This window comes from Acidovorax sp. sif0632, from assembly GCF_019218805.1.
GTDB classification, from domain to species: Bacteria; Pseudomonadota; Gammaproteobacteria; order Burkholderiales; family Burkholderiaceae_C; genus Acidovorax; species Acidovorax facilis.
Genome location: NZ_JAHUWW010000010.1, coordinates 31,221 through 51,952 on the forward strand (window position 1 = coordinate 31,221; position 20,732 = coordinate 51,952).

General features: G+C 66.1%; 16 protein-coding genes and 1 pseudogene. 8 read left to right on the forward strand and 9 right to left on the reverse strand.

The features are described 5' to 3' along the window. Nucleotide 1 precedes the first annotated feature (1 nt). A pseudogene (locus KW832_RS24440) lies at nt 2-316 on the forward strand (IS110 family transposase); the annotation flags it as partial. A gap of 178 nt (nt 317-494) precedes the next feature. On the opposite strand, the gene KW832_RS24445 reads toward KW832_RS24440, so the two are convergent. The 3 genes from KW832_RS24445 to KW832_RS24455 all read right to left on the reverse strand — a co-directional run bounded on the left by KW832_RS24445 (nt 495) and on the right by KW832_RS24455 (nt 2,854). Beyond that, on the reverse strand, nt 495-1,250 hold the full coding sequence (locus KW832_RS24445) for a sulfite exporter TauE/SafE family protein (RefSeq protein ID WP_218301801.1): 756 nt from the start codon (nt 1,248-1,250) through the stop codon (nt 495-497). Nucleotides 1,251-1,469: 219 nt separating this feature from the next. Beyond that, a complete protein-coding gene (locus KW832_RS24450) occupies nt 1,470-2,099 on the reverse strand; it encodes a pyridoxamine 5'-phosphate oxidase family protein (RefSeq protein WP_218301802.1) in 630 nt (209 codons plus the stop codon). 188 nt (nt 2,100-2,287) lie between these two features. Further along, the gene (locus KW832_RS24455) at nt 2,288-2,854 is read right to left on the reverse strand and encodes a carboxymuconolactone decarboxylase family protein (RefSeq protein WP_218301803.1); all 567 of its coding nucleotides are present in this window, start codon (nt 2,852-2,854) and stop codon (nt 2,288-2,290) included. 171 nt (nt 2,855-3,025) lie between these two features. On the opposite strand from KW832_RS24455, the gene KW832_RS24460 reads away from it, so the two are divergent. The 3 genes from KW832_RS24460 to KW832_RS24470 all read left to right on the forward strand — a co-directional run bounded on the left by KW832_RS24460 (nt 3,026) and on the right by KW832_RS24470 (nt 4,874). Then, the gene (locus tag KW832_RS24460; RefSeq protein ID WP_218301804.1) at nt 3,026-3,925 is read left to right on the forward strand and encodes an AraC family transcriptional regulator; all 900 of its coding nucleotides are present in this window, start codon (nt 3,026-3,028) and stop codon (nt 3,923-3,925) included. A gap of 191 nt (nt 3,926-4,116) precedes the next feature. After that, nucleotides 4,117-4,614 carry a hypothetical protein gene (locus KW832_RS24465; protein WP_176886469.1) on the forward strand — a complete coding sequence of 166 codons (498 nt, stop codon included), beginning with the start codon at nt 4,117-4,119 and terminating at the stop codon, nt 4,612-4,614. Continuing rightward, nucleotides 4,611-4,874 (forward strand): hypothetical protein, encoded by a 264-nt coding sequence (locus tag KW832_RS24470; RefSeq protein ID WP_218301805.1) that lies wholly within the window; start codon nt 4,611-4,613, stop codon nt 4,872-4,874. The genes KW832_RS24465 and KW832_RS24470 overlap by 4 nt, the downstream gene beginning before the upstream one ends. Before the next feature lie 9 nt (nt 4,875-4,883). Here KW832_RS24470 and KW832_RS24475 read toward each other — a convergent pair whose 3' ends face one another. Genes KW832_RS24475 through KW832_RS24485 form a run of 3 tightly spaced genes read right to left on the reverse strand, consistent with a single transcriptional unit; the run spans nt 4,884 to nt 9,358 of the window. Then, nucleotides 4,884-6,530 carry an acyl-CoA synthetase gene (locus KW832_RS24475; RefSeq protein WP_218301806.1) on the reverse strand — a complete coding sequence of 549 codons (1,647 nt, stop codon included), beginning with the start codon at nt 6,528-6,530 and terminating at the stop codon, nt 4,884-4,886. 50 nt (nt 6,531-6,580) lie between these two features. Beyond that, a complete protein-coding gene (locus KW832_RS24480) occupies nt 6,581-8,251 on the reverse strand; it encodes a diguanylate cyclase domain-containing protein (protein WP_255577942.1) in 1,671 nt (556 codons plus the stop codon). A 3-nt stretch (nt 8,252-8,254) separates the two neighbouring features. Further along, complete coding sequence (locus KW832_RS24485) at nt 8,255-9,358, reverse strand: PotD/PotF family extracellular solute-binding protein (RefSeq protein ID WP_218301807.1); 1,104 nt, start codon at nt 9,356-9,358, stop codon at nt 8,255-8,257. Nucleotides 9,359-9,418: 60 nt separating this feature from the next. Here KW832_RS24485 and dnaG point away from each other — a divergent pair, with 60 nt between their 5' ends. The 4 genes from dnaG (at nt 9,419) to KW832_RS24505 (ending at nt 17,152) form a co-directional block, all read left to right on the forward strand. Then, complete coding sequence (dnaG, locus tag KW832_RS24490; RefSeq protein ID WP_218301808.1) at nt 9,419-11,464, forward strand: DNA primase; 2,046 nt, start codon at nt 9,419-9,421, stop codon at nt 11,462-11,464. 257 nt (nt 11,465-11,721) lie between these two features. Beyond that, entirely contained in the window at nt 11,722-14,091 is a 2,370-nt protein-coding gene (gene rpoD / locus KW832_RS24495; RefSeq protein ID WP_055398678.1) for an RNA polymerase sigma factor RpoD, read from the forward strand. Between the two features lie 312 nt (nt 14,092-14,403). Continuing rightward, nucleotides 14,404-15,423 carry a tripartite tricarboxylate transporter substrate binding protein gene (locus tag KW832_RS24500; protein ID WP_218301809.1) on the forward strand — a complete coding sequence of 340 codons (1,020 nt, stop codon included), beginning with the start codon at nt 14,404-14,406 and terminating at the stop codon, nt 15,421-15,423. A gap of 115 nt (nt 15,424-15,538) precedes the next feature. After that, entirely contained in the window at nt 15,539-17,152 is a 1,614-nt protein-coding gene (locus tag KW832_RS24505) for a methyl-accepting chemotaxis protein (protein ID WP_255577943.1), read from the forward strand. A 173-nt stretch (nt 17,153-17,325) separates the two neighbouring features. Here KW832_RS24505 and KW832_RS24510 read toward each other — a convergent pair whose 3' ends face one another. The 3 genes from KW832_RS24510 to KW832_RS24520 all read right to left on the reverse strand — a co-directional run bounded on the left by KW832_RS24510 (nt 17,326) and on the right by KW832_RS24520 (nt 20,655). Continuing rightward, entirely contained in the window at nt 17,326-18,363 is a 1,038-nt protein-coding gene (locus KW832_RS24510; protein WP_218301810.1) for a tripartite tricarboxylate transporter substrate binding protein, read from the reverse strand. 81 nt (nt 18,364-18,444) lie between these two features. Beyond that, nucleotides 18,445-19,662, reverse strand: coding sequence for a CaiB/BaiF CoA-transferase family protein (locus tag KW832_RS24515; RefSeq protein ID WP_218301811.1), 1,218 nt, complete (start codon nt 19,660-19,662; stop codon nt 18,445-18,447). Nucleotides 19,663-19,686: 24 nt separating this feature from the next. After that, nucleotides 19,687-20,655, reverse strand: a complete 969-nt coding sequence (locus tag KW832_RS24520; RefSeq protein ID WP_370628784.1) for a hydroxymethylglutaryl-CoA lyase — start codon at nt 20,653-20,655, stop codon at nt 19,687-19,689. Nucleotides 20,656-20,732: the final 77 nt, after the last annotated feature.

The window sequence follows — 20,732 nt, forward strand, 5'->3', positions numbered from 1 at the left end:
CATGACTGACATTGTCACCATCGGAATCGATCTAGCAAAGAATGTCTTTGCCGTACATGGCGTTGATGCCCCAGGCCAACCTGGACTTTTGCGTCCCAGCGTGCCGCGTGCCAAGCTGCTCGAACTCATCGCCGCGCTGCCGCCATGTCGCATTGGCATGGAAGCGTGCTCTGGCGCCCACCACTGGGCGCGCGAATTCCAGAGGTTCGGCCACAGCGTGCGCCTGATGGCACCCAAGTTCGTCGTCCCCTGCCGTCTCTCCGTCAAGTGCGGCAAGAACGAGGCGACTGATGCCGCTGCCATCTGTGAAGCCGTCAAGGACATCAAAGACCGCGTGTTGCTGGGCCATAGTGATGTGTCCACCACCATGATCTACACCCACGCATTGAGAGTGGCTGCCGGGGGCACTGCCTGCCCGCTGTATCTAACAAAAAATGCCTCCAGCGCTTATCCATCAAGCGCTAGCAGCTATCAATAGGTGAGCAATCTCACAATCACCCCCACCTTGCCAACAGCTTGGGCACGCTCGCCGCCAACATCGCTACCCCGGACAGCGTCAGCATCCCCAGCACAATCTGCCGAAACCGCGCCTCGCTGATGCCCAGATACAGCCGTGCGCCCAAGAGTGATGGCACCAGCATCGCGGGCACGGCGATGGCCAGCAGGGGCAGTGCCTCGCGGGTGACCAGGCCGGTGGCCAGGTAGGTGATGAAGGTCACCAGCAGCATGGCCAGGTTGAAGTTCTGGATGATGGCGCGCTGCACGTCCTTGTCCAGACCGCGCAAGGTGCACCAAAGGGTGGGCAGCACGCCGGTGAAGCCGCCCAGGCCGCCCATCACGCCGCCTGCCATACCCACCAGCGCGTCGGCCACGCGCCCGCCGCGCGTGATGCGGGGCAACTGCTTGGCCATCAGCATGGCCGGGCACCACAGCACCAGCAGCGTGCCCAGGATGACCTTGAACGCGTCCATGTCCAGCCGGGGCAATACGGCCACGCCAATGGGGATGCCCACCAGGCCACCCAGCACAAAGGGCAGCAGGCGCACCCGGTCAAACCCCCGGCGCACCGTGGCCGCCGCCACCAGCTGGCCGGTGAGCGCGCCGCACACCGCCAGCAGCGCGGCCAGGCGGGGTTCCAGCGTCCAGGCCCAGAACGACATGGCCACCATGCCAAAGCCGAAGCCCGACAGGCCCTGCACAAACCCGGCGGCCACGGCGCCCAGGGCTACGATCAACAGCACGGAATCCATTGCACCTCCACTGCTATCGGCTGCGTTCAACAATCCGCTCACGCTGAGCTTGTCGGAGCGCTGCACAAGGCTTCGACGAGCTCAGCCTGAACGGCTTCGGTAGATCGCAGACACGCAATTCGTTTTAAGGGGCTGCCGAGCCAGCCGGGTCCATTGTGCAGGTTGGTTCGCAGGCGCACACGGGCACAGGAGCACCTTGGCCCGCACGCACTTTCTCCATCAATACAACGTGGCTTGCTGGCGCGCGGGCAGTTCGCGGTCGTAGGTGGCGCCGTCAAACCGGCCCTGCGTGATGGACGCGAGGATGGCACCAGGGGTCGGCACCGTGCGCGGGGTGCCAGGCGGTACAGCGCTCCACAGGCGCGAGCGCTGGATGGCGCGGGCGCACTGGAAGTACACGGCTTGCACATCAACGACGATCACGCATTTGGGCGGCTGGCCGTTGACCACGAACCGCTCCATCAGGTCGGGCGCCACGCTGATGCGCGCGTGGCCGTTGACGCGCACGGTTTCGCCCACGCCGGGGATGAGAAACAGCAGCGCCACGCGCGGGTCTGCCACGATGTTGCGCAGGCTGTCGGCGCGGTTGTTGCCGCGGCGCTCGGGCAGGAGCAGGGTCTTATCGTCCTGCAGCTGCACAAAGCCCGCCGGGTCACCACGCGGCGAGGCGTCCAGCCCGCCAGGGCCGGTGGTGGCCAGCACGGCAAAGGGCGACGCCGCGATCATGGCGCGGTAGGCGGGGTGCACATACGGGAGCTCTTTGTGGACGGAGGCGTCGCTGAGTGGGCCCAGCAAGGCCTCCAGGCGTGGCAGGGTGTCGATGGCATGCTCGTCGCGGGTGGGGGTCATGGCGGTAGCTTCCTTGGGGTAGGGTGGCAAGGGAACGGCCATGGTGCGGCAGGCCCGCCGCCCCGACAAACGACTTTGCGGCAGGTCACGCGTGCAAAAAGCGCACACATGGAGTCCGGCATTGGGAGTGCCGTGCCAGGGGCGGTGCGCAATCCGGCCCGTAGGCAAGACACGCGCCGCTCCTTTGTTCAGCGTGCGGGGCGCAGCTTGACGCCGGGGAAGTCCACCGGCACGGCCAGCGCCACGTTCACGTAGTTGGTGAACAGGTTGAGCGCCACATGCGCCACGATCTCGACGATCTGCTCGTCGTTCACGCCCTGGTCGCGCAGGGCCTGCACATCGGCCGCATCGACCTGGCCGCGTTCGTTGACCAGTTGCAGCACAAAGCGCAGCACGGCGGCGGTGCGCGGGTCGGCGGATTCGCCCGACTGCGCGGCGGCCAAATCGTCGCCGCTCACGCCGGCCTTGCGGCCCAGTGCGGTGTGGGCGGCCAGGCAGTAGTCGCAGGCATTGCGGTTGGCCACGGCCACGGCGATCTGCTCGCCCAGTGCGGCACCGATCACGCCGCCGCCCAGCGCGCCAAAGGCGGCCCACATGCTTTGCAGCGCGGCGGGAGAGTTGGCCACCGCGCGGAACATGTTGGGGGTGGCACCGAAAGCGCCGTGGATCTGGTCGAGCACGGTGCGCACGGGGCCGGTGGCGGCGGTGCGGTCAACGAGGGGGACGCGGGCAACGGAGGAGTAGTTAGCGGACATGGCGTGGATTTCCTTGAAGGTCATGAAAGACGGTTTGGTTTAAAGGGCCGGTGCTTGGTTAAGGGGTTAAGCACCGGGTGCCTGTTCTCAGCACCCCTGCAGTGTCCAGCGTCAGCGCGTACCATTGGGCACATAAAATCCACCATTCATACCAAATCATCCAAAATCACCATGAATGCCCGCGACACCTGCACCACGCCTCTGCCAACGCAGGCACCCGCTCCGTTTGACCGGCTGTCGTCGCTGCTGGAGCGCTTTCGGGTGCGCGCCCACCTGTTCCACAGCGGCCCGCTGTGCGGCGTGACCCACTTTGCGGCGGCGCCCGGGCGCGGGTTTCTGCATGTGCTGCGCCGTGGCGAGATGGTGGTGACGCACCAGCCCCAGGCGGGGCCACCGGAGCGGCTGGAGGTAGCCGAGCCCAGCCTGCTCTTCTACGCCCGACCGCTAGAGCATTTTTTTCACAATGCGCCCACCGAGGGCTCGGACTTCACCTGCGCGGCGCTGGACTTTGACGGTGGTGCCAGCCACCCGCTGGCCCGCGCTCTGCCCCCGCTGGTGCTGCTGCCCCTGGGCAAGGTGGACGGGCTGCAGCTGTCGCTGGACCTGCTGTTTGCCGAAACCGACCGCCTGCGCTGCGGTCACCGCGTGCTGGCCGACCGGCTGTTTGAAGTGGTGCTGCTGCAGTTGCTGCGCTGGCTGCTGGACCACCCCGAGCAGGCGCGCATGCCGCCCGGCCTGCTCACGGGTCTCGCCGACCCTGCCCTGGCCCGCGCCCTCACCGCCTTGCACGATGCGCCGGGCCAGCCATGGAGCCTGGCGCAGATGGCGCAGCAGGCAGGCATGTCGCGCAGTGCGTTTGCGGCCCGCTTCAAGGCCGTGGTGGGCGACACCCCCGCCGACTACCTGGCGCACTGGCGGCTGACGCTGGCGCAGGCCCATCTGCGCGGCGGACGGTCGTTGAAGTCGATTGCCAACGAGCTGGGTTACGCCAACCCCTCGGCGCTGTCGCGCGTGTTTGCACAGAAGGTGGGCATGTCGCCACGGGTCTGGCTGGAGGGCCTTGCAGCATAGCGAGCTAAGCCGCCACCTCCTCTGCCCGGCTGGACGCGCGGCCCACGGGCCGCCACAATTTCCTGCGCCGGCTGCGCAGCGCCAGGATCTTTATAAAAACAGGCCCTGGCGCTTATCCTGATTACGTAAACAGCTATTTAATTGATAGCAAAACTCTGTAAATAGATCAGCCGCTGGAAAGGATGCACACCATGAACGCCGCTCTCACCCAACTGGCAGCCGACTGCGGGCTGGCCAGCGACGCCCACACCCCGCTGCGCCTGGCCTTTGGCCTGGCCTGTGTGCAGCGCGTGCGCCATCTGCTGGAAGATCCGGAGGCCATCGCCGGCCTCGACGTGCTGGCCGCGTTCACGGCGGGCACAGTGGATGCGGCCACTTTGGCCAACGCAGCAGAGCGGCTGAAAGCGGTGGCCTCGCACCACCGGGGCTCGCAGTCGCTGGACGGGTCGGCCCATGCCGCCGTGTCGGCCACCTACGCCGTGGCCAACGCGCTGGCGGGCCGGGCGCTGGAGGCCGCCAGCTACGCGGCCTATGCCACGGTGTATGCCTATGGCGGGTATGCGGTGCAAGACCTCTCGGCGTTTGAGCCGGAGCACCAGTGGCAGGTGCAGGCGCTGCAGCGGCTGCTGGACGATGCGGCGACCCAGCGGTCGGCGAGGCCCCTTGCCGCCAGCCAGCCCTGCGCATGAGCCGCCAGCAGGTTCTCGCCGCGCTGGCCACCCCGCTGCGCGTGATCCTGGAGGCCGAACTGGCGCAGGGCAACGTTATCGACGAGGTGGCGGACTGGCCGCCCCGGTGCGAGTTGCTCGTGATCCTGCGCCGCCCTTTCGCGACGGCCTACCCGACCGGGCCTGGCGTGGAGTTCACCGCCATCGAAGACCGGCACTACTGGAAGTCCGAATACAACCTGGAGGGCGGTCGGCAGACGCTGGCGTGCGGTTTTGGCTGAGCCGGGTGATCAGACGTTGATGGCGGCCGCCGACCCGGCCTGCTTGCGCAGCTCAAACTTCTGGATCTTGCCCGTGCTGGTCTTGGGCAGCTCGCCAAACACCACGGCACGCGGCACCTTGAAGCCCGCCAGGTGCTTCTTGCAGTGCGCCACGATGTCTTCGGGCGTGGTCTGCGCACCGGCCTTCAGCTCCACAAACGCACAGGGCGTCTCGCCCCACTTGGGGTCGGGCTTGGCCACCACGGCGGCGGCCAGCACGTCGGGGTGGCGGTAGAGCACGTCTTCGACCTCGATGGACGAGATGTTCTCGCCGCCCGAGATGATGATGTCCTTGCTGCGGTCCTTGATCTTGATGTAGCCGTCGGGGTACTGCACGGCCAGGTCGCCGCTGTGGAACCAGCCGCCTGCAAAGGCCTCGTCGGTGGCCTTGGGGTTCTTGAGGTAGCCCTTCATGGCGATGTTGCCCTTGAACATGATCTCGCCCATGGTTTCGCCGTCCTGTGGCACGGGCAGCATGGTCTCGGGGTCGAGCACGCGCACGTCGCGCTCCAGGTGGTAGCGCACGCCCTGGCGGGCGTTGAGACGGGCGCGCTCGCCAATGTCCAGGGCATCCCAGGCCTCGTGCTTGGCACACACGGTGGCGGGGCCATACACCTCGGTCAGGCCGTACACATGGGTCAGGTCGAACCCCATTTTTTCCATGCCCTCGATCATCGAGGCCGGTGGCGCAGCACCCGCCACCATGGCCTTGACGCCTGCGGGAATGCCCACCTTCATCCCGTCGGGCGCGTTGGCCAGCAGGCCGTGCACGATGGGCGCGCCGCAGTAGTGCGTGACGCCGTGCGTGCGAATGGCGTCGAAGATGGCCTGCGCGTCCACCCGGCGCAGGCACACGTTGACGCCCGCGCGCGCCGCAATGGTCCACGGAAAGCACCAGCCGTTGCAGTGGAACATGGGCAGCGTCCACAGGTACACCGCATGTTTGGGCATGTCCCACTCCAGCACGTTGCTGATGGCGTTGGTGGCGGCGCCCCGGTGGTGGTAGACCACGCCCTTGGGGTTGCCGGTGGTGCCGCTGGTGTAGTTCAGCGCAATCGCATCCCACTCGTCGGCAGGCAGGCTCCAGGCAAAGGCCGCATCGCCGCTGGCCACAAAGGCTTCGTAGTCGGTGCCGCCCAGGCTTTGAACGGCGGGGCCATAAAGCGCGTCCTGCACCTCGATCACGCGGATGGGGGTAGTGCCCGTGCGCAGGGCCAGTGCCTTGGCCATGGTGCCGGTGAACTCCGGGTCCACGATGACGGCCTTGGCCTCGCCGTGGTCGAGCATGAAGGCGATGGCCTCCGGGTCGAGCCGGGTGTTGAGGGTGTTGAGCACGGCGCCGGCCATGGGCACGCCAAAGTGCGCCTCCACCATGGGTGGGGTGTTGGGCAGCATCACGGCCACGGTGTCGTTCTTGCCAATGCCGGCCTTGGTCAGCGCGCTGGCCAGCTGGCGGCAGCGCGCGTAGGTCTGTGCCCAGGTCTGGCGCAGCGTGCCGTGCACGATGGCCAGACGGTCGGGGTAGACCTCGGCAGTGCGTTCGATGAACGACAGGGGGGACAGGGCAGCGAAGTTGGCTTCGGTGCGGGGCAGGTGCTGGTCAAAGATGGAGTTCATGGGTCGGTGCTGAGAGGTAAACAGAACGCAGCCTACCGCCCCAGGCTGACTCAAACCCTTCGGCGGCGACTCTGCTTGATACGGTACATCGCCGCGTCGGCGCTGGCCATCAGCGTGTGCGCGTCCTGCGCGTCGCGCGGGAACAGACTCACGCCGATGCTGGCTCGCACCGGGAAGGGCTGGCCTTCGATGTCGAGCGGAGACTCGAAGGCCTGCTCCAGCTTGGCAGCGATCTGCAGGGCAGCATCTTCGGAATCCACGTTCTCGCACAGCACGGTGAATTCGTCGCCCGCAAGCCGGGCCACGGTGTCGGCCTGGCGCACGGCGCCTACGATGGTGCGGGCCACGGCCTGCAGCACCAGGTCGCCCACGGCGTGCCCCCGCCCGTCATTGATGGCCTTGAAGTCATCCAGGTCCACAAACAGCAGCGCGCAGTCACGCCCGCTGCGGCGCGATAGCTCCAGCGCCTGCGCCAGGCGCTGCTCGAACATGCGGCGGTTGGGCAGGCCGGTGAGTGCGTCGTGGTGTGCCAGGTGGGCCATGGCATCGCGGCTGGCGTTGAGTTCGTTCATCTGGCGCAGGATCTGCTGCTCCATGTCTTGAAAGCTGCGCGCCAGCTCACCCACCTCGTCCTCGCGATCCACCGGCAGCACGCCGTGGGGACGTCCCTGCGGCAGTGCCTGCGTGGCGCGCACCATGGCTTTGAGGGGCTGGGTGACCACGCGTGAAACCAGCGCCGCCAGCACCACCCCCACGGCACTCAGCACCAGCAGGATCTTGAGGATGCTGTTGCCCAGGTTCACCACCTCGCCCTGGACCGCCGCCAGTGGTTGCGAGAGCCCCACCACCATAAACCGCTTTTCCTCCTCGCGCCCGAAGGGCATGCGCACGAACGAGAAGACGCGGGCCTCTTCGTCGTCAGTGCCCGGCAGGCTGAGCACCACCTCTTCCTGGTGGCCCCCGACCAGTGCGGCCACGGGCGCAAAGCTGTCCTGGATCAGGATGCGCTGGCCCCGGTCGAACCCGAAGGTCTGGCTGGCGTCCGGGTGCACCAGAAAATCGCCCCAGCGGTTGCTGAGGAAGAAGCCATAAGGCGCGGGCAGCGCTGTGTTGAAGCTACGCAGGAAATGCTGCGCCGCCACACGCACCACCACCACGCCACGCACCTGGCCACCCCGCACCACGGGCGAAGCCATGCTGAACACGGGCAGCGGCTCGGCATCGGCTGCGCCTTCGTGGTTGATGCCGAACTCCGATACATAGACCTCGCCCGGCGCCAACGCCAGGGTTTCGAACACAAAGGGGAAGTGGGCCTTCTCCTGCAGTTCGTCCTCGCTGGCGCGGACCCAGGCGTCGCCAGTCCGGTCGATGCGTACGAGCTCCAGGCCAAAGTCCTGCACACCGATGAAGCGGATCTGCAGGTAGCTCGGGTGGGTGATCAAGCTGGCACGGAACACATCAGCCAGCACGTTCTTGTCCTGCTCTATGGCCGCCACACTGGCCAGAAAAGCCGTGTCGCGCGCCACGGTGCCAAAGCCGGCTTGCATGTGGCGCGCCAGCACCTGCGTGGTGGCCAGCAACGCCTGTTCGGCCCGCCCCTGCAGGCGCGCGCGGCTGGAATCAAAGGTGTAGTAACCCGCAAGAATGGCCGCAAACACACTGAAGGACGCGAGCAGCACCCCCAGCCGCAGCGCAATGCCCCATTTCATGCGGGTTTTCATGGCTCAGAACCGGTTCGGTCGGTCGCCCGACAGGATGCGCTGCCACAGCTGCGCGCGGCGCGCCTCGTCCTCCACGGGCTCCAGCCACACAATGGCGCCTGCGGGGGCATCGCCCGACAGCGCGGGCGGCTCTTCGAGCGTGTTGGCCAGGCCCTGGCGCCGGGTCAGTTCGCGGCTGACGGAGGGGTCGAGCATGTAGTTGATCCACTCGGTGGCCAGCGCCACCTGGGTGGACCGGCGGGTGATGGCCCAGCAGTCCAGCCAGGCCAGCGCCCCTTCGCGCGGTACCACGTAGCCCACATCCAGCCCCGCATCCCGCAACTGCTTGAGCTGCTGCTGGCCATAGTTGGCATGCATGACCGCAATGCGGTGTTTGCGAAACAGCTCCAGCGACTCTTCGGGAAGGCTGTAAAACGAGCGCACGTTGCGACGCAGGGCCACCAGATCCCGCGCCAGCGGGCCAAACTGCGCGGCGGGGATATGGAACGGCGCCATCCCCCGGTACATCGCAGCCAGCGAAAAACCGTGGCTGCTGCCGTCAAATGCCAGCACGCGCCCGCGCCAGCGGGGGTCCCACAGCACGGCAATGGAGGCAGGCGGGGTAGTGATCTGCTGGCGGTCGTAGATCAGCCCCATCTCTGAATAGGTGTAGGGCATCGCATACACGTCCGAACCCTGCGCAATGCCAGCGATGGCATGCAGTTGCCGAAAGCGCGGCAGCTGCCGCTCTGTGTTGGGGATGTTGTGCACGGGCAACGGTGCGAGCAGCCGGCGGGCCACCAGCCGCGCAATTTCGGCCGTATTGGCGGCCACCAGATCAAAACCGGCTCCCTGAGGGTTGGCCAGCTTGGCACGCAGCACATCGTCAGAGGCGACGGTGGTGATCTCCACCTTGGCGCCATGGCGCTTCTCGAAAACCGCCACGATATCGGGATCGGCATACCCGGGCCAGGACAGCACACGCAGCACCGGCGCCGCCTGTGCGGGCGTGGGCCACAGGCCTGTTGCCACCAGCGGCAGCAGCGCAGCCACATCCCGGCGCCGCAGCATGTGCTGCGCCGGGGTGCCTGCCCCACCCACCGCCTGGTGCCGCAACGTGACTGCCATGCCGAAAGCCCCGCTTCTGCAATATCTGGTAACAAATAGTTTACGCGGACAATACGGGGTGTGACGATCCCACAGTCTTTCATTCAGGAGTTGCTTGCCCGCGTCGATGTGGTCGACATCGTGGGCCGCTACGTGCCATTGAAGAAAGGTGGCGCCAATTTCATGGGGCTGTGCCCCTTCCACGGCGAAAAATCCCCCTCGTTCAGCGTCAGCCCCGCCAAGCAGTTCTACCACTGCTTTGGGTGTGGAAAGAACGGCAATGCCATCAGTTTCCTCATGGAACATGCGGGTATGGGGTTTGTCGAGGCGGTACAGGATCTCGCCCAGCAGGTGGGCCTGCAGGTACCGGACGACGACATCTCCCCACAGGAAAAAGAGCGCGCCGCCGCCGCCCGCCAGAAGCAGGCCACGCTGACCGATGTGCTCGAAAAAGCCGCCGACGCCTACCGACGCCACCTGCGCGAATCACAACGCGCTATCGGCTACTTCAAAGGCCGCGGCGTCTCGGGCACCGTGGCCAAGCGCTATGGCCTGGGCTATGCACCGGAGGGCTGGCGCAGCCTGGCCAGCGTGTTCCCGCAATACGACGACCCGCTGCTGGAAGAGAGCGGGTTGGTCATCGTCAACGACGAAGATGGCGGCAAGCGCTATGACCGGTTTCGCGACCGGGTGATGTTCCCCATCCGCAACGTCAAGGGCGAATGCATCGGCTTTGGCGGGCGGGTGTTGGGCGATGACAAGCCCAAGTACCTCAACTCACCCGAAACCCCGGTGTTTCACAAGGGGCGCGAACTGTATGGCCTTTTCGAGGCGCGCACCGCCATCCGCGAGCACGGCTACGCGCTGGTGACCGAAGGCTACATGGACGTGGTAGCGCTGGCGCAGCTGGGCTTTCCGAATGCGGTGGCCACGCTGGGCACGGCCTGCACACCTGAGCATGTGCAAAAGCTTCTGCGCTTTACGGAATCGGTGGTGTTCAGCTTCGATGGCGACGCGGCAGGTCGGCGCGCTGCGCGCAAGGCACTCGACGGCGCCCTGCCCCACGCCACGGACACGCGCAGCATCAAATTTCTCTTCTTGCCTGCAGAGCATGACCCCGACAGCTTCATCCGCGCCAACGGCACGGACGCTTTTGCCCGGCACGTGAGCGAGGCCGTGCCGCTCAGCCGCTTCCTGGTTGAATCAGCAAGTGATGGCTGCGATCTGGCCACCGCCGAGGGCCGCGCCCACATGGCCAGCAACGCCCGCCCGCTGTGGACGGCACTGCCCGATGGCGTGCTCAAGCGCCAGGTGCTCAGCGATCTGGCGGACCTGACCCAGCTCAAGGCCCAGGACCTGGCCGACCTGTGGGGCCAGGCCACGTCGCGCGAGGCACCCCGGTCCTCCCACTCTGGCTACTCTGGCTACCCTGGCGCAGGCAGTGCGCCAGCCCGGCAGGCCCCGGCGGCCTACGATCACGAACCGCCGTCCTGGGACGCCCCGCCCGATGCCGGAGCGTGGCCGCCCCAAGGGGAAGCGGCCGGAGGATATCCAGGCAGCTATAGCAATGGCAGCGGCTACGGCAACAACAGGCCCGCATTCCGCAAGGGTGGCGACTGGAAGAGCAACTGGAAGAAAAAGGACAAGGACTCCCCCTGGCCACCCCAGCCCCGCCTGCCACGCACCCCCACAGCCAGCCGAGCGGACCATGCTGCGCGCCTGCTGCTGTCGCACATGGCGTTTCTGGAGGAGCTGACCCACGACGACCACACCACCCTGTGCGCGCAGCCCGCCCCCCACGGCCCGCTGTTCAGCTGGCTGGAAGCGCAGTTTCATGAACATGGCCCCTTGGCCTGGGCTGTGCTGCGCGAAAGCCTGCGCGAGCACGAATGCGAAGCGCTGGCCGTCAAGGTGATGACGGGCTCGCACGCCCAGACCGAAGGCGCAATGCAGGAGCTGCGACTGGAACTGCGCGACCTGCTCAACCGCATGCAGATTGAGGACATCGAGGCACAGCAAAAGCTATTGATGCTCCAAGCGGCTGATGACCCGACGGCCCTGGAGCGTTACCGCGGTTTGGAACAAAAGCGCAGGGTTTTACTCGGCGTGGCTGCAAAGGCGGCTTGAAATCAGCGCCAAAGGTATAATGTAGGGTTAGTTATTGGCAAGAGCGACAGCAGCACCTCCGAGCCGGACCACCGTGACAAACGCGCACAACCGTCCAACCATCGCAAGGACTGCACACCAAATGATCGCCCAGACATCTTGCCCCTGAGGGCCTCCCCTCAAAGCGTAAAGCCCTCGTAGCTTTGCGTTGCCACCCGCGCCGGGACCTGAGGCGCTTGCGTTTTCTTTGTGTCCGTTTTTGATCCTGAGGTTGTTCCATGCCCGCTCAAAAGTCCGCGAAGCCACTCAAGTCTGCTCCAGGTACCGCCGCAAAGGCTGCCACCAAAACCGCTGCCAAAGCCCCGGCCAAGGCTGCTTCTCAAAAAGCTGCCGCCGCGCCCGCCCCGGTTGCCAAGAAAGTGAAAACTGTGCCTGTGAAAAGTTCTGCCGAGCTGACCAAAGCTGCCGATGAATTGCTGAAGAAAAAGCCTGCCCGCGCCAAGGCTGCAGCATCCGACGACGAAGAAACCCCGAAGAAGCGCCCAGGCCGCCCTGCTAAGGCCGCTGGTGCCGCTGAAGCCAAGGCCCCCGCCAAGCGCGGACGCAAGCCCAAGGCTGCGGCCGCTGGCGACGAAGGCGGTGACGACACCGACCTGTCCGACATCGAGGCCGACCTGGAAGGTGAAGTCGAAGAAACCACCGAAACCGCAGCCACGGTTGAGAAGGTCAAGCCGCTGCGCATGAAGATCAGCAAGGCTAAGGAACGCGCCTTGATGAAGGAATTCGGCCTGGACGAAACCGTCCTGTCCGAAGAGGACATGGCCAAGCGCCGTGCGCGCCTGAAGGCCCTGATCAAGCTGGGCAAGACGCGCGGCTACCTCACCCACGTTGAAATCAACGACCACTTGCCCGACAAGCTGGTTGATGCCGAAACCCTCGAAGCCGTCATCACTACGCTGAACGACCTGGGTGTGGCGGTGTACGAGCAGACGCCTGACGCTGAGGCGCTGATCATCACGGACAACGCCCCCGCAGGCGCCACCGAAGAAGAGGCGGAAGAAGCCGCCGAAGCCGCGCTGTCCACGGTGGACTCGGAGTTCGGCCGCACCACAGACCCGGTTCGCATGTACATGCGCGAAATGGGCACCGTGGAGCTGCTGACCCGTGAAGGCGAAATCGAAATCGCCAAGCGCATCGAAGGCGGCTTGATGGCCATGATGGAGGCGATCAGCGCATCGCCCGCCACCATCGCCGAGATCCTGAACATGGGCGAAGACATCCGCGAAGGCAAGGTCGTGATCTCGACCATCGTGGACGGCTTCTCCAACCCCAACGAGGCCGACGACTATGTGGCCGAAGAAGACTTCGACGAATTCGACGAAGCCGATGACGACGACGGCAAGGGCGGCTCCAAGGCGCTGACCAAGAAGCTCGAAGAGCTCAAGAAGCAGGCGCTGGAGCGCTTCGACAAGCTGCGCGAGCTGTTCGAGAAGGTCCACAAGGTGTACGACAAGGAAGGCTATGGCACCCCTGCGTATGTAAAGGCCCAGCAGGCCCTGTCGGCCGAGCTGATGACCATCCGCTTCACCGCCAAGACCATCGAGAAGCTGTGCGACATGGTGCGCGGCCAGGTGGACGATGTGCGCAAGAAGGAACGCGAGCTGCGCCGCATCATCGTGGACAAGTGCGGCATGCCCCAAGAGACGTTCATCAAGGACTTCCCGCCCAACCTGCTGAACCTGCAGTGGGTCGAAAAGCAGGCCACTGCTGGCAAGCCCTGGTCGGCTGTGATTGCGCGCAACATCCCGCCCATCCAGGACCTGCAGCAAAAGCTGATGGACCTGCAGTCGCGCGTGGTCGTGCCACTGGCAGAGCTGAAAGGCATCAACAAGCGCATGAACGAAGGTGAAGCCACCTCGCGCGATGCCAAGAAGGAAATGATCGAGGCCAACCTGCGCCTCGTGATCTCGATTGCCAAGAAGTACACGAACCGTGGCCTGCAGTTCCTCGATCTGATCCAGGAAGGCAACATCGGTCTGATGAAGGCGGTGGACAAGTTCGAATACCGCCGGGGCTACAAGTTCTCGACGTATGCCACCTGGTGGATTCGCCAGGCCATCACCCGCTCGATTGCCGATCAGGCGCGCACCATCCGTATCCCGGTGCACATGATCGAGACGATCAACAAGATGAACCGCATCAGCCGCCAGCACTTGCAAGAGTTTGGTTTTGAGCCCGATGCGTCCATCCTGGCGGCCAAGATGGAGATTCCCGAGGACAAGATCCGCAAGATCATGAAGATCGCCAAAGAGCCGATCTCCATGGAAACGCCGATCGGGGACGACGACGACAGCCACCTGGGCGACTTCATCGAAGACGGCGCCAACACCGCCCCTATCGAAGCCGCCATGCAGGCTGGCCTGCGCGACGTGGTCAAGGACATCCTGGATGGCCTGACCCCGCGCGAAGCCAAGGTGCTGCGCATGCGCTTTGGTATCGAGATGACCAGCGACCACACGCTGGAAGAAGTGGGCAAGCAGTTTGACGTGACGCGCGAACGCATCCGCCAGATAGAAGCCAAGGCGCTGCGCAAGCTCAAGCACCCCAGCCGCTCGGACAAGCTGCGCAGCTTCATCGACTCGCTGTAATCCCTGCCCAGCCAGCGGCACACTGAACCCCAGCATTCGTTCAGCACAACGCCCTGCCCCGCAATTGCGGCGCAGGGCGTTTTTCATGGCCAATCCGTTGCGCAAGGCCCAGCGCGTTTACCCTGATACTCCCGACAGCAGACTGACAGCTTGGATGGTGACCATTGCCACCACGTCCAATCAAAAATTGGGAGACTTCCCTGCAGCGTTGCAAGCCGCCCTCTTGCGGCGAGGCTGCGCAGAGAAGCCGACCCTGCTGTCCGGTTGCGTGAAGGACATGCTTTTCACCCCCGCGTTTTCACGAGGTACCCCATGACCCCCCTCAGCCGCCGCAAGGCACTCGCACATGCTGCACTCTCCGCTACGGCGTGGACCGCTTTGACCCCGGCCGCATGGGCGCAAGCCAGCGCCACGGCAGCCCGCCCCACCGCCCCCAAGGCCCCCAAACTGGCGGGCACACTGCGCATCGTGATCCCGGCCAACCCCGGGGGCGGCTGGGACCAGACGGGCCGCGCGCTGGGAGCGGCCCTGGCTGCGGTGGGCGCGGCGGACCAGATCGAGTACGAGAACATTGGCGGCAAGGGCGGCACCATCGGCCTGGCCAAATACGCCGAAAAATACGGCAACGACCCCAACACCCTGCTGATGGGCGGCATGGTGATGGTGGGTGCCGTGGCGCTGCAAAAGCCCGCCGTGGACATGGGCCACATCCAGCCCATTGCCCGGCTCACCAGCGATTACCTGGTGGCAGCGGTAGCCGCCAAATCCCCCATCAAGAACACCAAGGACCTGGCCGATGCCATGCGCGCCGACCTGCGCGCCCTGCCGGTGGCGGGGGGCTCGGCCGGCGGGGTGGACCACATCTTCGCCGGGGTGCTAGCCCGTGCCTCCAAGGCCAAGCCGGAAGACCTGGTCTACAAACCCTTCCCCGGTGGCTCTGAGGTGGTGGACGCCCTGGTGTCGGGCAACGCGGCGGTGGGGCTGTCGGGCTACAGCGAATTCAGTGATGCGATAGCCGCAGGAAAACTGCGCGCCATCGGCGTGTCGTCCCGCCGCAGCGCCTTCGGCCTGCCCGCCTTCCGCGAGCAGGGGCTGGATGCCACCATGGCCAATTGGCGGGGCGTGTTCACCGGCAAAGGGGTGCCCAGCGCCCGCATGGCCGAGATGCTGGCCGCCGTGGAGGCCGCCACCGCCCATGAATCCTGGCTGCGCACGCTCAAAAGCAATCGCTGGGAACCCTCTTGGCTGACAGGCAAGGATTTGGCAGAGTTCATGGAACTGGACCTCACCACGGCACGGGTGATGGTGTACCTGCTCAAGCTGAAGGCATGAAGTGCAACAAGGCCTCTGTGCGGCTGCGGGGCGCCACCCTCGGGCCATACCGGTTTCAGGTTGCAGGCGACGTGCAGCAAGATGGAAAACCGAGATCAACCTTGGGAGCTGACCGATGAAAATGTCCAACCACTCCATCGGCGCACGCATGGCCACCGCACTGGGCCTGGTGCTCGCGCTCCTGCTGGGCGCTGCCCTGTTCGGCATTGCGGCCCTGTACAGCAGCCTGGGCACCTACGAGACCACGGTGCAGGAACGCGTGGCCCAGGAACGTGCGGTGAGCCGCATGGAAAACGAGTTCAAGACCCAGGTGCAGGAGTGGAAGAACACCCTGTTGCGGGGTGAGGATTCGCGCAAGCGCGAACTGCACTGGGCAGCGTTCCAGGCCAGTGAAAAGCGGGTGGCCGACGCCGCCAAGGCGCTGGAGCCGCAACTGACCGATGCGCAGGAAAAGGCAGCGCTGCAGAAATTCACCCAAGCCCACGCGCAGATGGCACAGGGCTACCGCAAGGGTTTTGAGGTGTTCCAGTCGCTCGGTTTTGTGCCCTCTGCGGGTGACGCGGACGTGGCCGACATCGACCAGGGCCCGGCCAAGCTGCTCACCGCACTGAGCGAGCAGGTGGCCGCCAGCAGCGCGACCATTGCAGAGCAGGCGGCCCTGAGCGCGCGGCGTGCGCTCATCAGCAGCCTGGTAGCGCTGGCACTGGTCACGGCCCTGGGCGGCTGTGCGGGCTGGCTGCTCACACGCTCGGTAGTGCGCCCGCTGCGGGTGGCGGTCTCGGTGGCCAACAAGGTGGCGGCCGGCGATCTGACCACCACCATCGAGGTCGATGGCAAGGACGAACCCGCGCGGCTGCTGGAAGCCCTGCGCACCATGCAGGAGAACCTGGAAAACGTGGTGTCGGGAGTGCGCAGCAACGCTGAGGGCGTGGCCAGTGCCAGCGCCGAGATTGCCCAAGGCAATGTGGACCTGAGCATGCGTACCGAAGAGCAGGCCTCGTCGCTGGACGAAACCACCTCTTCGATGCAGCAGCTGCAGGCCACCGTGCAGCAAAACGCCTCCAACGCCCAACGTGCCAGCGAGCTGGCCAAGAGCGGCGCATCGGTGGCCCAGCGCGGTGGCGACGTGGTAACGCAGATGGTGACGGTGGTTCAGGGCATTCAAGACAGCTCACGCCGCATTTCCGACATCATCGGCGTCATCGACAGCATCGCGTTTCAGACCAACATCCTGGCGCTCAATGCTGCCGTGGAAGCAGCACGCGCCGGCGAGCAAGGACGCGGCTTTGCCGTGGTGGCCAGCGAGGTGCGCAACCTGGCCACCCGCAGTGCCAGCGCCGCGCGCGAGATCAAGGCGCTGATCCAGACCAGCGTGGAGCGCGTGCAGGCCGGCTCTGACCTCGCCCGGAACGCGGGCAGCACCATGGGTGAAGTCGTCTCGTCCATCCAAGGCGTGAGCGCGCTCATGGACGAAATCAGCCAGGCGAGCGCGGCCCAGACCTCCGACATGCTGCGCGTCACCCAGGCCATCGTGCGCATGGATGAAACCACCCAGCAAAACGCTGCCCTGGTGGAAGAAAGCGCCGCCGCCGCCGGCAGTCTGAGCGGCCAGGCCCGCCAGCTGGTGGAGGCCGTTGAGGTGTTCCGCCTGCGCCACCAGCAGCCGCAGTTTCAGAACCTTCACCACCACCCGGCTGGGCAGCGCGCCCTGACGGCATCGCAGGGCTGATGAATCGCTATAAAAAACATAGCTACCAGCGGTTGTCACATAAGCGCTAACGCCCAAAAATCTTCAAATTTCGGCTCGACCGAGCGCAGCCTGACCCGGCAGACGACTTCGTGCGGGGCGACGCAGGATTACGCCCTTCGGGCAACCCACGCGCCGCGCATCGCAGCCCCGTGTCAATCCATCGTCACGTTGGCGTTCTTCACGACCTGCGCCATGCGCGCCACCTCGGATCGAAAGAACGCGGCTGCTGGCTCCGGAGGGGTGAGCTTGATTTCGTAGCCCTGGGCGATGAGCGCATCGCGCGCCTCGGGCATTTCCATCGCAGCTTTGAAGGCGGCAAACAGGCGTTGCAGCTCGGCCTTGGGCAGGCCGGCTGGCCCCACCGGGGCGATCCAGCCGTCGAGCTCGTAGCCCGGCAAGCCCTGCTCCGCAATGGTGGGCACACCGGGCAACGACGGCACGCGGCTGGCCGTGGTCACGCCCAGGGCGCGCAACGCTCCCGACTTGATGTGCGCTGCCGCAGGCGCTACCGCCACCACGGCCAGCTGCACCTGGCCGCCCAGCACATCGTTCATGAGCGGGCCCATGCCCTTGTAGGGAATGTGCTGGATCGACACCTTGGCCTGGTCCACGAACATGGCTGCGGCCAGGTGCAGGATGGTGCCGTTGCCCGACGAGCCGTAGTTGAGGACGCCGGGTTTGGCCCTGGCCAGCGCGATCAGCTCCTGCACGGTCTTGACGGGCACCGAGGGGTGGGCCACCAGCACAAAGGGCGTGGCGCCAAGGATGGTGATGGGCGTGATGTCGGCGAGCGAGTCGAACGGAATGTTTTTGTACACACTGGGGTTGACCACGTGGTTGTTGGACACCACGCCGATCACCGAGCCGTCCTTGGGCGCCCGCACGATCTGCGTGGTGCCGGTGATGCCGCCCGCGCCCGGCAGGTTCTCGATGACCACGGGCTGGCCCAGCGCCTTGGCCAGGCTGGTGCTGATGGCACGGATGGCGCCGTCGGCCCCCGAGCCCGCCGACAGCGGCAGGATCACGCGCAGCGGCTTGCCATCGCCCTGGGCACGGGCCAGGCGGGGCAGGCCCCAGGCCGCAGCCCCCAGCGCGGCGGCGCCGGTTGCCAGCGCCTGGCGGCGCGTGAGCACGCTGCGGGCGGCAGGCGTGCCGTGGGGTGAAGCGGGGGCAGTGGTGGTGCGTGGCATGGGTTTGTCTCCGGTCGTGGTCAGGGAACCCTGGGCGGTGGTCTGCGCCACATTGCTGTGCCCGGGGATGGTTTCAAAAAATCAGGCGATGGCCCCGGCGGCGTGCAACGCCGCCACCTCATCGGCCGTGTAGCCCAGGCCCTGCAGCAGCTCGGCCGTGTGCTGGCCCAGGCGGGGCGGGTCGCAGCGCACATCGAGGCGCTGGCCATCCAGACGCAGCGGCATCAGCGTGATCTGCGCCGTCTGGCCCGCGCGCTCGCCGTCAGGCAGGGTGATGTCGGCCAGGCCACCCGTGGCTTGCAGGTGCGGGTCGTCAAACAGCTCTTCAGGCCGGCGGATGGGTGCAAACGGCAGGCCGTGGCGTTCGAAGATCGCGGCCAGTTCGTCGGCCGTGTGCTGCGCCAGCCGCTCGCGCAGCACGGGCATCAGCGTGGGGCGGGCGCGTACGCGGTCGTTGTTGGTGGCCAGGCCGGTGTCACCCTTCAGGTCGGCATAGCCCATGGCGTCGCAGAAGGTCTGCCACTGCGCATCGCTCACGGCGGCCAAAAAGATCTGCCCGCCGTCCTTCACGCTGAACACGTCGTACACGGCCCAGGACGAGATGCGGTCGGGCATGGGCGCGGCGGGCTTGCCGGTGACGGCGTACTGCATCATGTGCTGGCCGACCAGGAAGACGTTGTTCTCGAACAGGGCCGAGTCCACCTCCTGCCCCCGCCCGGTAATGCCGCGCTGCATCAGCGCCGCCATCGCGCCAATCGCGCCGAACATGCCGCCCATGATGTCGTTCACGCTGCTGCCCGCGCGCAGCGGGTCGCCGGGGCGGCCGGTCATGTAGGCCAGGCCGCCCATCATCTGCACCACTTCGTCGAGCGCTGTGCGGTGCTCGTACGGGCCGGGCAAAAAGCCGGTGTGGTTGACGTAGATGAGGCGCGGGTTGAGCTGGCTCAGCGCGGCGTAGTCCAGGCCGTATTTGGTCATCACGCCGGGCTTGAAGTTCTGCGCCACCACATCGGCCGATGCCGCGAGCTTGCGCGCCGCCGCCAGGCCCTCGGAGCTGCGCAGGTCGAGTGCGATGCTTTTCTTGTTGCGGTTGAACATGGGGAAGAAGCCAGCACCCGCGCCCAGCAGGTGGCGCGTGCGGTCGCCGTCCACGGGCTCGACCTTGATGACCTCGGCACCCAAGTCGGCCAGCACCATGCCGCAGGTGGGGCCCATGACCATGTGGGTGAACTCCACCACGCGCAGGCCTTCGAGCGGCAGGCGGGGGGATGGTGGGGTGGCGGGTGTGTCGTCGTTCATGTTCAGGGCGTTCCGAAAAGGGGTTCAGGCGGTTGCTGCTTCGTGCAGCGCGGCAGGTGCGGCATTCTGCGGCAGCCCTGCCTGCCACAGCGTGCCATGCAGGGTCTCGCCCGCCAGCCATCCGGCCACGCGCTGGCGCAGCGCGAGCAGCGCAGTCACATCGATGCCGGTGGCGATGCCCATGCGCTCCAGCATGAACACGAGGTCTTCGGTGGTGACGTTGCCGCTGGCGCCCGGCGCGTGCGGGCAGCCGCCAATGCCCGCCAGACAGGCGTCGAAGCGGGTGATGCCTGCCTGCCAGGCGGCATAGACGTTGGCCAAGCCCATGCCGCGCGTGTCGTGGAAGTGCGCGCAGGCCAGGCGGTCGCCCACCAGCGCACGCGCTTTGCCAAACAGGCGGGCGACCGAGGCCGGGTCGGAATAGCCCACGGTGTCGGCCAGGCTCACGCGGTCGGCGCCCGCATCCAGCAGCGCTTGCATCAGGCGCAGCACCTCGCTCTCGGCCACCTCGCCCTGCAAGGTGCAACCAAAGGCCGTTCCCACGCCACCTTCGATCAATGTGCGGCTGCCGCTGGCATCGCGCAGCGCGCGGATGTGGGCCACCTCGGCCACCACCTCGTCGGGCGTCTTGCGCAGGTTGGCCAGGCTGTGGGCGTGGCTGGCAGACAAGGGCACCACCATCAAGTCAGCGCCCTGCTCCAGCGCGCGTTCGGCGCCTTTGTAGTTGGGCACGAGCACCGAGGCCACCAGGCCCGGCAGGGTTTTGGCATGGGCCAGCACCTCGGCCGTATCGGCCAGCTGGGGCAGCAGCCGGGCGGGCACAAAGGAGCCGACCTCGATCTCGCGCTGGCCGGCGGCGTAGGCGGCGTTGAGCCATTCGATCTTGTGCGCGGTGGAGACCACGGTGGCAATGCTTTGCAGGCCGTCGCGCAGGCCCACTTCGCGGACGGTGGCACGCGCCGGGGTGGTGGAAGCGATAGAGGGGGTAAGCACTGCGTTGTCTCCGGCGGGTCGTGTTCTGCCGTCGATTCTAGAAATTCCCAACAGAATCAGAAAATACATTTTGGAAG